The following is a 12,880-nucleotide window of genomic DNA, read 5'->3' on the forward strand; positions in this document are numbered from 1 at the left end:
TGAAGGGGTTCGAGGGGCGCGGCGGCGTCCCATATCCGTATCGCAGGCAGGAAACATCATGATGTCAACGCGCGCACAGCTTCGTCCCGAGAAGGCAGAGCCGGCGAGAGCCGGCGATCCGGGACGCGATTTCGAATTCACGTCGGCGGATTTCGCGCGCATACGCGAGCTGATTTACCGCAGCGCCGGCATTTCGCTGTCGGACCACAAGCGCGACATGGCCTATAGCCGTCTCGCGCGACGCCTGCGCGCGCTCGGTCTCGACAGCTTTCGCGACTACCTCGTGCGGCTCGAGACGGAGAACGATCCGGCCGAGTGGGAGGCGTTCACGAACGCGCTGACGACGAACCTGACCGCGTTCTTCCGCGAGGCGCATCACTTTCCGATTCTCGCGGAGTTCGTGCGGCGCCGCGCGCAGCCGGTCTCGGTATGGTGCTCGGCGGCCTCCACCGGCGAGGAGCCGTATTCGATCGCGATGACGCTGATCGAGGCGCTCGGCGACAGCGCCGCGCGCCAGGCCACGGTGCTCGCCACCGACATCGACACGCAGGTGCTCGCGAGGGGCGAGGCCGGCACCTACCCGTTCGACCAGGTCAAGCACCTGTCGCCGGAGCGCCTGAAGCGCTTCTTCCTGAAAGGCACCGGCGCGCATGCGGGACTCGTCAAGGTGCGGCCCGAAGTGCGCCAGATGATCCGCTTCGAGCAGTTGAACCTGACCGACCGCGACTACGGTCTGCGTACGCAGTTCGACGCGATCTTCTGCCGCAACGTGATGATCTACTTCGACAAGCCGACCCAGGGACAGGTGCTCGCGCGCTTCGAGCCGCTGATGAAAGCGGGCGGCCTGCTGTTTGCGGGCCACTCGGAAAACTTCACGTACGTGACCCAGGCGTTCCGGCTGCGCGGCCAGACCGTCTACGAACTCACGCGCGACGGCACCGCCGCGCGCAGCCAGCCGCACGCGGCCCACGCCACCACCAGCGGGGTGAGCGCATGAGCACGACACTGCCGATCGCAACCAATCTCTATCACGACAACTACTTCAAGCGCCCCGGCGTGAAGCTGTTGCCCAACGAGTTCTACACGACAGGCGAGGACATGGTCCTCGTCACCGTGCTCGGCTCGTGCGTGGCGGCCTGCATCCAGGACCGCACGGCCGGCATCGGCGGGATGAACCATTTCATGCTGCCCGACGACGGCGCCGACGTCGGCCAGGCCGCCTCCGACTCGATGCGCTACGGCGCGTACGCGATGGAAGTGCTGATCAACGAGCTGATCAAGGCGGGCGGCCGGCGCGATCGCTTCGAGGCGAAAGTGTTCGGCGGCGCGGCGGTGCTCGCCGGCATGACGACAATGAACATCGGCGACCGCAATTCCGAGTTCGTGCGGCGCTATCTGTCGCTCGAAAAAATCCGCATCCTCGCCGAGGATCTGCAAGGGGGCCACCCGCGCAAGGTCGCGTTCCTGCCGCGCACCGGCCAGGTGATGGTGAAAAAGCTGCGGCTGCAGCAGGAAGCGGGCGTCGCCGAGCGCGAGCAGGCGCTCGCGCGGCAAAGCGCCGACGCGCGCGCCGAGCGGCTCGCACGCGCGCGCGAACGCGTCGAGCTGTTTGCGACCCCCGCCGCGCCGGCCGCGCGGCCGCGGGTCGAGCTGTTCGGCGGCGCGCCGGCGGGCGGCCAGGCGAAGCCGCGCATCGAGCTGTTCGGCGGCGGCTCGCGTCCCAACCCGTCAAACAACGCCAGAACGACAGAGGAGGCGTGAGAGCGCTGTGCAAAAGATCAAGGTACTGTGCGTCGACGATTCGGCGCTGATTCGCAGCCTGATGACCGAAATCATCAACAGCCAGCCCGACATGACGGTCGTCGCCACGGCGCCGGACCCGCTCGTCGCGCGCGAGCTCATCAAGCAGCACAACCCGGACGTGCTGACGCTCGACGTCGAAATGCCCCGCATGGACGGGCTCGATTTCCTCGAAAAGCTGATGCGCCTGCGGCCGATGCCGGTGGTGATGGTGTCCTCGCTCACCGAGCGCGGCAACGAAATCACGCTGCGCGCGCTGGAACTCGGCGCGGTCGATTTCGTGACGAAGCCGAAGGTCGGCATTCGCGACGGCATGCTCGACTACGCGGAGAAGCTCGCGGACAAGATCCGCACGGCGGCCCGCGCGCGCGTGCGCCAGGCCGCGCCGGCGCAGCCTGCGGCCGCGCCGGGCGCCGCCGCTCCCGCAGCCGCGCCGAACTTCAACAATCCGCTGGTCAGTACCGAGAAGCTCGTGATCGTGGGCGCCTCCACGGGCGGCACCGAGGCGATCCGCGAAGTGCTCGTGCCGCTGCCGCCCGATGCGCCCGCGGTGCTGATCGCGCAGCACATGCCGCCCGGCTTCACAAAATCTTTTGCGCAACGCCTTAATGGTTTGTGCAGGATTACCGTTAAAGAGGCTGAGCATGGCGAGCGCGTGCTGCCCGGGCACGCATACATCGCGCCGGGCCACGCGCACCTGTTGCTCGCGCGGAGCGGCGCCAACTACATTGCGCACCTGTCCGACGACCCGCCGGTGAACCGGCATCGTCCGTCGGTGGACGTGCTGTTCCGCTCGGCCGCGCAGCATGCGGGCAAGAACGCCGTGGGCGTGATCCTGACCGGGATGGGCCGCGACGGCGCGGCGGGGCTGCTGGAGATGAAGAAGGCGGGCGCGTACACGCTCGCCCAGGACGAAGCGAGCTGCATCGTGTTCGGCATGCCGCGCGAGGCGATCGCGCTCGGCGCCGCCGACGAGGTTGCCGCGCTGCCGGACATGAGCCGGCGCGTGATGGCGCGTCTTGCTTCGATGGGCGACCGCGTTCAGCGGGTATGATGCGCACCACGCATCGAAAAACCGGGGCTCACGCGCCACACCGTCTGCACAAGGGATAAGGAAAGGGAATTGAAATGGATAAAGGAATGAAGATTCTGGTAGTCGACGACTTTCCGACGATGCGCCGGATCGTGCGCAATCTGCTGAAAGAGCTCGGCTACGCGAACGTGGACGAAGCCGAGGACGGCGCGGCGGGTCTCGCCCGTCTGCGCAGCGGCGCCTACGACTTCGTCATCTCCGACTGGAACATGCCGAACCTCGACGGCCTCGCGATGCTGAAGGAAATCCGCGCCGATGCCAGCCTGAGCCACCTGCCGGTGCTGATGGTGACGGCCGAATCGAAGAAGGAGAACATCATCGCGGCGGCGCAGGCCGGCGCGAGCGGCTACGTCGTCAAGCCTTTCACGGCGGCGACGCTCGACGAGAAGCTCAACAAGATTCTCGAGAAAATGGCGAAAGCCGGGAGCTGACGTGGACGAGCCGACCAACGTGCCAGGCGCCGACGCGCACGACAGCGCCGATCTGGCCAGCGACCGCATTCTCGCGCGCATCGGCCAGCTGACGCGCACGCTGCGCGACTCGATGCGCGAGCTGGGCATCGACAAGCACGTGGAGCGCGCCGCCGAGGCCGTGCCCGACGCGCGCGACCGTCTGAAGTACATTGCCAACATGACGGAGCAGGCGGCGGAGCGCGTGCTGGGCGCAATCGACATCGCCAAGCCGATGCAGGAACAGCTGCAGCAGGACGCGGGCGAGCTCGACGCGCGCTGGGAGCAGTGGTTCGCCGCGCCGATCGAGCGCGAGGAAGTCCGCGCGCTGATGAAGGACACGCGCGCGTTCCTGTCCGGCGTGTCCGACGTCACGACGAAGACCAACGCGCAGTTGCTGGAAATCATGCTCGCGCAGGACTTCCAGGACCTGACGGGCCAGGTGATCAAGAAGATCACCGATATCGTGTACCTGATCGAGCAGCAACTGCTCGGCGTGCTGATCGAGAACATCGCGCTCGAGCGCCGCGAGCAGTTCGCCGCGACCGCCGCCGCGCTGGCCGCCGAACCGTCGTCGACGGGCAGCCCGCAAAACCTGCTGAACGGGCCGCAGATCAACCCCGAAGGCAAGGCCGACGTCGTGCAGGACCAGTCGCAGGTCGACGATCTGCTGGCGAGCCTCGGGTTCTAGCGGGCGCGGGGAGGCGGGCCGGCGCGATTCGCCGGGATCCCGCCGTCCAGGTTTCTCCCTCTATTTTTTCGCGCTAGCGGGCTAAACAGGCGCGCGGCCGGCAGCGTCCCGGAGCGGTTCCCGGTGGGCGTGCGCGGTCGCATCGGGCCGCGGCGGCGGCGGGCGCGGCGCCGTCCCCGCGCGACGCGGACGGGCTCACCCGGGCGCACCCGGGCGCGCGGCATCCTGCAGTTCGTGCGCCTCGTGCCGTATGATCGGGGGAAAAGTCGGCGGCCGTGCGTCGTGCGCGCCGTCCAGTCGTGAATCGGGAGGAACTCCGCCATGCCGACTCGCCTGCGTCGCGCCGTGCTGCTGACGGCGCTCGGATTGTCCAGCTTCGCGTTCGCCCTCCCCGGCGCGCGCGCGGCGCTCGGTGCGGCACCGCTGACGCCGCCCGCCGACGCCAGCGTCACCTCGCAGAAAGTCTCCGCCGCCGTGATGCATGAAGCATCGTCCGCCGCGGCCACGTCGTCCTATACGATCCGGCAGACCACCTTCGGTAACGGCACCGTCGTGCGCGAGTATCTCGGCACGGACGGCAACGTGTTCGGTATCGCGTGGAGCGGGCCGCAGATGCCCGACCTGTCCTCGCTGCTCGGCACCTATTTCCCGCAATACGTCGCCGGCGTCGAGACGGCGCGCGCCGCGCGCGGCGGCGGTCATGGGCCGGTCGCGGTCGATGACAGCGGCCTCGTGGTCCATTCCGGTGGGCACATGGGCGCATTCAGCGGCGAGGCGTGGCTGCCGCAGGCGCTGCCGGCCGGCGTCAGCGGTTCGGACATTCAATAGCCCAGCACGGCGGGAGGCGATCCATGCAACGCACGGCAACGCTTGGACGATGGAGCCAGGCCGCGGTCGCGGCCACACTCGTACTGCTGCTCGCGGCCTGCGGCGGAGGCGGCGGGGGCGGCGGCGGGAGTTCGCAGGCTTCGACGAGCGGCCTGCCGGCCAATCCGGGCGCGGTCCCGGTCGCCGCGACCGCGTCCAACACAGCGCCGGTGGCGGTCGGTTCGGGCGTTGCGAGCGTCATCAACATTCCCACTGTCACCGTGACGATCTGCGCACCCGGCGCGCCGTCGAACTGCCAGTCGATCAGCAACGTGCAGGTCGACACCGGCTCCTACGGGCTGCGGATCGTGTCCTCGGTGCTGAACGCGTCGCTCTCCCAGGCGCTGACGCCGGAAACCCCGCCCAACGTGGCCGGCGACACGCTGGTCGAATGCACCCAGTTCGCGGACGGCTACTCGTGGGGCACGGTGCGGACCGCGAACGTGCAGATCGCCGGCGAGCGCACCGCCACCAGCGTGCCGATCCAGGTGATCGGCGACATGGCCTCGGGCAGCGCGCCGACGAGTTGCGTGAGCGGTGCCTCGGAGAATTCGACCAACGCGATCGGCGCGAACGGCATTCTCGGCATTGGCGTGGCGACCTACGATTGCGGCTCGGCCTGCGCGAGCGGCGCGACCTATGCGGCCTACAGCAACTACTACGCGTGCTCCGGCACGAACTGCGCGCGCGCGCAGGTGCCGACGACCGACCAGGTCACGAACCCGGCGACGGCATTTCCGGTGGACAACAACGGCGTGATCCTCGAAATGTCGCCGATCTCGCAGACCGGCGCGGGTTCGGCCACCGGCACGCTGGTGTTCGGCATCGGGACGGAGTCGAACAATGCGCTCGCGGCGGCGCAAACCTTCACGACCAACGCGGCGGGCGACCTGAACAACAGCACGTTCGGCGGCAAGACGGTACAGGCCTTCCTCGATTCCGGCTCGAATGCCTACTTCTTCGCCGACAGCACGCTCGGACTCTGCTCGGGCAGCTACAGCGGCTTCTATTGCCCGAGCACCGGGCAGACGCGCACGGTGACGCTCGTCGGGCTCAACGGCGTGTCGGTCGGCGCGGACGTCGGCATCATGAACGCGGCGTCGCTGTTCGCCAACTCCAGCGATTTCGCGTTCAACGACCTCGGCGGCGACATCGGCGCAAGCGGCAGCTTCGACCTCGGCTTGCCGTTTTTCTACGGCCGATATGTGTACGTCGGCTTCGACCAGAGCGCGAACGGCGGCCAGCAGCCTTACGTCGGCTACTGAGCGCCGTTGCACCGCGCCTGTGCGCGCTGCGTCGCCGGACCCGGGCGCGCGGCGGCACGCGGCCCGGCGCGTCCGGCCGATCGCCCGAAATACCCCGGTTTCCCCGCCCTTATCCGCCGATCGTCGCTGGCTTTCTGCAGGAATAATCGCTCCCACTGGTAATGGGCCACGGGGCCCGACCGTCTGGAGAGCCGCGTGGCAGAGGAAAGCGACCTCGAAAAAACCGAAGCAGCCACACCCCGGCGCCTGGAGAAGGCGCGCGAGGAGGGGCAGATCGTGCGTTCGCGCGAGCTGGCGTCGTTCGCGCTGCTGTCGGCGGGCTTTTTCGGCGTCTGGGGGCTGTCCGGGCTGATCGGCGAGCATCTGCAGTCGATGCTGCGCGGCGCGCTGCGCTTCGACCACGCGAGCCTCGACGGGACCCGCCAGATGCTGATCGGCGCGGGCGTCGCGAGCCGCGAGGGCCTGTACGCGCTGCTGCCGATCCTGCTGCTGACGGGCGCCGCCGCCGGCCTCGCGCCGCTGGCGCTCGGCGGCTGGCACGTGTCCTCGAAGTCGCTCGCTCCGAAATTCAGCCGCCTCGACCCGGTCGCCGGGCTCGGACGGATGTTCTCGATCAACGGGCCGATCCAGCTCGGGATGTCGATGGCGAAAACGCTCGTCGTCGGCGGGATCGGCGGTCTCGCGATCTGGCATCGCCGCACGGAGATCCTCGCGCTCACCAACGAGCCGATGCACATGGCGCTCGCCGACGCGATGCACCTGATCGCGGTGTGCTGCGCGATGACCGTCGCGGGCACCTTCGTCGTCGCCGCGCTCGACGTGCCGTACCAGATCTGGCAGTACCACAAGAAGCTGCGCATGACGAAGGAAGAAGTGAAGCGCGAGCATCGCGAGAACGAGGGCGATCCGCAGCTGAAGGGCCGCATCCGCGCGCAGCAGCGCGCGCTCGCGCGGCGCCGGATGATGGCGAAGGTGCCGAAAGCGGACGTGGTGGTCACCAACCCGACGCATTTCGCCGTCGCGCTGCAGTACACCGACGGCAAGATGCGCGCGCCGAAGGTGGTGGCCAAGGGCGTGAACCTCGTCGCTGCGCGCATCCGCGAGCTGGCCGTCGAGCACAACGTGCCGCTGCTCGAAGCGCCGCCGCTCGCGCGCGCGCTGTATCACAACGTCGAACTCGATCGCGAGATTCCGGGCCCGCTGTACGGCGCGGTCGCGGAAGTGCTCGCGTGGGTCTATCAGCTGCGGCGCTTTCGCAAGGAAGGCGGCGCGGCGCCGGTCGCGCCGACCGGACTCGACGTGCCGGCCGAGCTCGACCAGGGCCCGGTATCCGATGAAGCGGCGAACGAGGAAGCCGCCCAGGCCCTCGACGATGACGCCGCACCAGGAGCGAATGCATGAACGTACGCGCCGGAATTCTGGCCCGCCGGCCCGATGCGCTGAACGGCACCAACCTGCGCGCGCTCGCGGGGCCGATCCTGATCTGCATGATCCTCGGCATGATGGTGCTGCCTCTGCCGCCGTTCCTGCTGGATCTGCTGTTCACCTTCAACATCGCGCTGTCGGTGATGGTGCTGCTCGTCAGCATGTACACGATGCGGCCGCTCGATTTCGCCGCGTTTCCGAGCGTGCTGCTGTTCTCGACGCTGCTGCGCCTGTCGCTGAACGTCGCCTCGACGCGCGTCGTGCTGCTCGAAGGCCATACCGGCCCGGCCGCGGCGGGTCAGGTGATCGAGTCGTTCGGGCACTTCCTCGTCGGCGGCAACTTCGCGGTCGGGATCGTCGTGTTCGTCATCCTGATGGTGATCAACTTCATGGTGATCACGAAGGGCGCGGGCCGCATCGCCGAAGTGTCCGCGCGCTTCACGCTCGATGCGATGCCCGGCAAGCAGATGGCGATCGACGCCGACCTGAACGCCGGCATCATCAACGAGGAGAAGGCGCGCCAGCGCCGCGCCGAGGTCGCGCAGGAAGCCGAGTTCTACGGCTCGATGGACGGCGCGAGCAAGTTCGTGCGCGGCGATGCGATCGCCGGCCTGCTGATCATGGTGATCAACATCATCGGCGGGCTGATCGTCGGGGTGTTCCAGCACAACATGGATCTTGCGTCGGCGGCGAAGAACTACACGCTGCTCACGATCGGCGACGGCCTCGTCGCGCAGATTCCGTCGCTCGTGATCTCGACCGCGGCCGGCGTGATCGTCTCGCGCGTGGCGACCAACGAAGACATCGGCACGCAGCTCACCGGCCAGCTTTTCACGAATCCGCGCGTGCTGATCATCGCGGGCAGCATCCTCGTGCTGATGGGGCTGATTCCCGGCATGCCGCATTTCGCGTTTCTGCTGCTCGGCGGCGGGCTGATCCAGTTCGGCCGCGTGATGAAAAAGCGCGCCGCCGAGCAGAAGAACGCCGGCGCGCGCGTCGAAGTGGCGCCCGAGGCGCTCGCGCCGGCGGAAAACGCCGAGGCAAGCTGGGACGACGTGACGATGATCGACACGCTCGGCCTCGAAGTCGGCTACCGGCTGATTCCGCTTGTCGACAAGAACTCGGACGGCGAACTGCTGAAGCGGATCAAGAGCATCCGCAAGAAGTTTGCGCAGGAAATCGGCTTCCTGCCGCCGGTGATCCACATTCGCGACAACCTCGAACTGCGGCCGAACGGCTACCGGATCGCGCTGAAGGGCGTCGAGATCGGCATCGGCGAAGCGTATCCGGGCCAGTGGCTCGCGATCAATCCGGGCCAGGTGAGCGCGGCGCTGCCCGGCACGCCGACCCAGGATCCGGCGTTCGGCCTGCCGGCCATCTGGATCGATACGAACCTGCGCGAACAGGCGCAGGTGTACGGCTACACGGTGGTCGATTCGAGCACCGTGGTCGCGACGCACCTGAATCACCTCGTCGTCACGCATGCGTCCGAGCTGCTCGGGCGCCGCGAGGTTCAGGCGCTGCTCGACCGGATGCAGAAGGATACGCCGTCGCTCGTCGAGGACCTGGTGCCGAAGGCGCTGTCGATCACGACGCTGCAAAAGGTGCTGCAGAACCTGCTGGAAGAAGGCGTGCCGATCCGCGACATGCGCTCGATCCTCGAAGCGCTCGCCGAGCACACGCCGAAGATCACCGATGCGCACGAGCTGACCGCGGCGGTGCGTCTCGCGCTCGGCCGCGCGATCTCGCAGCAGTGGTTCCCCGGCAGCGGCGACATGCAGGTGATGGGGCTCGACGCGAACCTCGAACGCGTGCTGTCGCAGGCGCTCTCGACGGGCGCCAATCCCGGCCTCGAACCCGGCCTCGCGCAGACGCTGCTCACCGAGACGCAAAAGGCGATGACGCGCCAGCAGAACCTCGGCCTCGCGCCGGTGCTGCTCGTGCAGCACGCGCTGCGGCCCATGCTCGCGCGCTTCCTGCGTCGCAGCCTGCCGCAGCTCAAGGTGCTCTCGTATGCCGAAGTGCCCGAGACGCGCCACGTGAAGGTCGTCAACCAGATCGGCGGGCAGGGCTGAGCGGTCGGCTGCCGCGCCCTTGGGGCTGACCGCGCGGCTAACCCCGGGGCTGACTCCGGGGCTAACCCCGGGGCGCCCGTGCGCGGCGCCGTGCACGGACCTTCGACGCAAGCCCAGAAGCCTCGCCTTCGACGCGAACCTTGAAGGGGCCCCAGGCAAGCGTCAAGCAAGCCTCAGGCAAGCCTCGGCCAGGCCCCAGGCGAAACCCCAGCCGTGACCTCGAGCGGGCCGCGAAGCCCGCCCCATCAGGCGAATTGCCTACCTTTCCCCGCCCTTATCAACCGATCGTCGCTCGACGTCTTTCGTAATAATCGATCTCAATGGGAAGCGGTATGTTGCCGGTCCGTCAACCTCATCGGGGGTCGAGCTTGAACATTCGTAAATTTATCGGTGCCACCAGTCGCGATGCGCTGCGACTGGTCCGTGAAGCACTGGGCCCCGATGCAGTCGTGCTGTCGAACCGGACGATCGAGGATGGCACCATCGAGATCGTCGCGCTCGCCGACAGCGAGCTCGCCGCGATCGCCCCGAAGAAGCAGGACGGCGCCGCCGCCGGCACGGCCGGTCATCCGGGCAATCCGGGCAATCCGGGCAATCCGGGCAATCCGGGCAATCCGGGCAATCCGGGCAATCCGGGCAGCGCCGCGCCGCGTGCGCCGGCGATGCAGCACAACCCGTACGCGAGCGGCATGCCGGACGTGTTTTCGTCGGTATTCGGCGCGAGCCCCGAGGCCGGCACCGAGAGCATGTCCGCGAGCAACGTGCCGGCGCAGCCGGCGGCGCCGGCGAGCGCAGCCGAGTCCGCGGCGAACGACGCCGCCGCCGAGGTGAAGCTCACCGCCGCCGCGCAGGCGAGCGCCGCGCACCCGGCGCAAGGGGCGCACCCGGCGCAAGCGGCCATGCCGGCCGTAGCGCCGCGTGCGCAGCCGCAGCCGGCCGCCGCGCCGCGCGTCCAGCCGCAGGCGGGCGCCCGCAGCAGCGAGATCCGCACCGACGCATTGAAGGCCGCCCACGCGGCGATCACGCCGCCCACGCCGCGCACGATGGCCGACTACAACCCCTGGCTGATCGATCACGCGCGCAGCATCGCCGGTCGGCAGCAGGGCGCGTACAGCGCGCGGCCGTCGTCGATGACGCCCGCCGCCGCGATGGCCAAGGGGCTCGGCGCACCGGTCGAAATCAGCGTGCCGCCGCAACCGGCTTCGCGCGAGGCCGACGCGCCGGATTGGGCGCGCGAGGCGGCGCAGCTCGCCGCGCGCCGCGCCGCGCAGAAAGCCGCCGCGCAAGGCGCCGAAGAGGCGCGCGCGTCGGCCAGTGCCGCGGCGGTCAGCGAGGCGGTGAAGACGCGCATCGAGGAAGTCGTCAACGAGACCGTGATGAACGAGCTCACGTCGATGCGCGGGATGATGGAGGAGCACTTCGCCGGCCTGCTGTGGGCCGATCGCCAGCGCCGCAGCCCGGCGCGCGCGGCGCTCACCAAGCACCTGTTCGCGGCGGGCTTTTCCGCGCAGCTCGTGCAGATGCTGGTCGACCGTCTGCCGGCCGAGTCCGACAGCATGGACAGCGGCATGGAGTGGGTGCGCGGCGTGCTCGAATCGAATCTGCCGGTGATGGAAAGCGAGGATGCGCTGATGGAGCGCGGCGGCGTGTTCGCGCTGATGGGGCCGACCGGCGTCGGCAAGACCACGACCACCGCGAAGCTGGCGGCGCGCTGCGTGATGCGCTTCGGCGCGAGCAAGGTCGCGCTGCTCACGACCGACAGCTACCGGATCGGCGGCCACGAGCAATTGCGCATCTTCGGCAAGATTCTCGGCGTGTCGGTGCACGCAGTGAAGGACGGCGCCGACCTGCAGCTCGCGCTCTCCGAGTTGCGCAACAAGCACATCGTGCTGATCGACACGATCGGCATGAGCCAGCGCGACCGGCTCGTCTCCGACCAGATCGCGATGCTGTGCCGCGCCGGCCAGCCGGTGCGGCGTCTGCTGCTGCTGAACGCAACCAGTCACGGCGACACGCTCAACGAAGTCGTGCAGGCCTACCAGCGCGCGCCCGACCAGCAGCCGCTCGCCGGCTGCATCCTGACCAAGCTCGACGAGGCGACGAACCTCGGCGGCGTGCTCGACACCGTGCTGCGCTACAAGCTGCCGGTGCACTACGTGTCGACCGGCCAGAAGGTGCCGGAGAACCTGTACGTCGCGACCCGCAAGTTCCTGATCAAGAGTGCGTTCTGCATTCCGCGCGACCACTCGCCGTTCGTGCCGCAGGACGAAGACATCCCGGCGCTGCTCGCCGCGCTGTCGGCGCGCTCGACGTCAGAACTGCACGAGGTACGCTTTGGATAAAGTCGTTTCCGATCAGGCTGAAGGATTGCGGCGCCTCCTTGCCCGCAGCGGTTCGCGGGTGCTGGCGGTGGCGGGCGGCTCGCCCGGCGTCGGTTGCACGACGGCTGTCGTCAACCTGGCCGCCGCGCTCGCCGAGCAGGGCAAGGACGTGTTGATCGTCGACGAATGCACGCGCCCCGGCACCGTGAGCGCGATGCTCGGCGGCCTGCGCGGCGCCGGCAATTTCGGCGCGGTGATGCGCGGCGACATGCCGCTCGACACCGCTGCCGCGCGTCATCCGCTCGGCTTCTGGGTGCTCGCGGCGCCGCGCGCGCAGGACGATGCATACAGCAGCGCGCACGTGGACCGGCTGCTCGACGGCGGGGCGGACATCGTGCTGATCGATGCGCAGCTGGGCGGAACGGGGCAGCTGTCGGCGCTCGCGCAGCAGTCGCACGACCTGATGATCGTCACGCGCGTGGCCGCGCAGACCATCACCGATGCGTATGCGGCGGTGAAGCGGCTGCACTACGCGCACGGGATCGCGCAGTTTCGCGTGCTGGTGAATCACGTGCACAGCGTCGCCGATGCGCGTACCGCGTTTGCGAATCTCGCGGGGGTCGCGCAACGCTACCTGACGGTGTCGCTCGACGAAGCCGGCTGCATTGCGGCGGATTCGCGCATGGCGCGCGCGCGCGAGTTGTCGCGCTGCGTCGTCGACGCGTTTCCGTCGACGCCGGCTGCGCGCGATTTCCGTCATCTTGCCGCCGAATTGCAGTACTGGCCGATGCGGCCAGCGATGTCGTCCCGGCGCCACTGGGTGGCGTCCGCGACAGTCACAGCGGCGCAACACGCCGACCAACCGTCTGCGCAGCACGCGTGAGCGCGGGCGCG

11 protein-coding genes are annotated in these 12,880 nt (G+C 68.8%); all 11 read left to right on the top strand.

Annotated elements, in window-relative coordinates:
* The first annotated feature begins 58 nt into the window (after positions 1–58).
* The 11 genes from AC3AP7_RS17015 (at position 59) to AC3AP7_RS17065 (ending at position 12,869) form a co-directional block, all read left to right on the top strand.
* A complete protein-coding gene (locus AC3AP7_RS17015; RefSeq protein WP_475767106.1) occupies positions 59–997 on the top strand; it encodes a CheR family methyltransferase in 939 nt (312 codons plus the stop codon).
* On the top strand, positions 994–1,761 hold the full coding sequence (gene cheD / locus AC3AP7_RS17020) for a chemoreceptor glutamine deamidase CheD (protein WP_475767104.1): 768 nt from the start codon (positions 994–996) through the stop codon (positions 1,759–1,761). The genes AC3AP7_RS17015 and cheD overlap by 4 nt, the downstream gene beginning before the upstream one ends.
* Before the next feature lie 7 nt (positions 1,762–1,768).
* The gene (locus tag AC3AP7_RS17025) at positions 1,769–2,854 is read left to right on the top strand and encodes a protein-glutamate methylesterase/protein-glutamine glutaminase (protein ID WP_475767102.1); all 1,086 of its coding nucleotides are present in this window, start codon (positions 1,769–1,771) and stop codon (positions 2,852–2,854) included.
* 74 nt (positions 2,855–2,928) lie between these two features.
* Complete coding sequence (cheY, locus tag AC3AP7_RS17030; protein ID WP_475767100.1) at positions 2,929–3,324, top strand: chemotaxis response regulator CheY; 396 nt, start codon at positions 2,929–2,931, stop codon at positions 3,322–3,324.
* 1 nt (position 3,325) lies between these two features.
* Positions 3,326–4,033 carry a protein phosphatase CheZ gene (cheZ, locus tag AC3AP7_RS17035; RefSeq protein ID WP_475767098.1) on the top strand — a complete coding sequence of 236 codons (708 nt, stop codon included), beginning with the start codon at positions 3,326–3,328 and terminating at the stop codon, positions 4,031–4,033.
* Between the two features lie 321 nt (positions 4,034–4,354).
* Positions 4,355–4,861 carry a DUF2844 domain-containing protein gene (locus AC3AP7_RS17040; protein WP_475767095.1) on the top strand — a complete coding sequence of 169 codons (507 nt, stop codon included), beginning with the start codon at positions 4,355–4,357 and terminating at the stop codon, positions 4,859–4,861.
* Positions 4,862–4,884: 23 nt separating this feature from the next.
* Positions 4,885–6,165, top strand: a complete 1,281-nt coding sequence (locus tag AC3AP7_RS17045; RefSeq protein WP_475767093.1) for a DUF3443 domain-containing protein — start codon at positions 4,885–4,887, stop codon at positions 6,163–6,165.
* A gap of 195 nt (positions 6,166–6,360) precedes the next feature.
* Positions 6,361–7,566, top strand: a complete 1,206-nt coding sequence (gene flhB / locus AC3AP7_RS17050; RefSeq protein WP_475767091.1) for a flagellar biosynthesis protein FlhB — start codon at positions 6,361–6,363, stop codon at positions 7,564–7,566.
* On the top strand, positions 7,563–9,665 hold the full coding sequence (flhA, locus tag AC3AP7_RS17055; RefSeq protein WP_475767089.1) for a flagellar biosynthesis protein FlhA: 2,103 nt from the start codon (positions 7,563–7,565) through the stop codon (positions 9,663–9,665). Before flhB ends, flhA begins: the two co-directional genes overlap by 4 nt.
* Positions 9,666–10,033: 368 nt before the next feature.
* Positions 10,034–12,007 (top strand): flagellar biosynthesis GTPase FlhF, encoded by a 1,974-nt coding sequence (gene flhF, locus AC3AP7_RS17060; protein ID WP_475767086.1) that lies wholly within the window; start codon positions 10,034–10,036, stop codon positions 12,005–12,007.
* Positions 12,000–12,869 carry a MinD/ParA family ATP-binding protein gene (locus AC3AP7_RS17065; protein ID WP_475767084.1) on the top strand — a complete coding sequence of 290 codons (870 nt, stop codon included), beginning with the start codon at positions 12,000–12,002 and terminating at the stop codon, positions 12,867–12,869. Before flhF ends, AC3AP7_RS17065 begins: the two co-directional genes overlap by 8 nt.
* Positions 12,870–12,880 lie beyond the last annotated feature (11 nt).

The sequence above is a fragment of the Paraburkholderia sp. PAMB 6770 genome (genome assembly GCF_057748135.1).

Excerpts from the sequence above, each read along its gene's own strand:
- AC3AP7_RS17015 (WP_475767106.1), top strand. The coding sequence starts at position 59 with ATGATGTCAACGCGCGCACAGCTTCGTCCCGAGAAGGCAGAGCCGGCG.
- cheD (WP_475767104.1), top strand. The coding sequence starts at position 994 with ATGAGCACGACACTGCCGATCGCAACCAATCTCTATCACGACAACTAC.
- cheY (WP_475767100.1), top strand. The coding sequence starts at position 2,929 with ATGGATAAAGGAATGAAGATTCTGGTAGTCGACGACTTTCCGACGATG.
- AC3AP7_RS17040 (WP_475767095.1), top strand. The coding sequence starts at position 4,355 with ATGCCGACTCGCCTGCGTCGCGCCGTGCTGCTGACGGCGCTCGGATTG.
- AC3AP7_RS17045 (WP_475767093.1), top strand. The coding sequence starts at position 4,885 with ATGCAACGCACGGCAACGCTTGGACGATGGAGCCAGGCCGCGGTCGCG.
- flhA (WP_475767089.1), top strand. The coding sequence starts at position 7,563 with ATGAACGTACGCGCCGGAATTCTGGCCCGCCGGCCCGATGCGCTGAAC.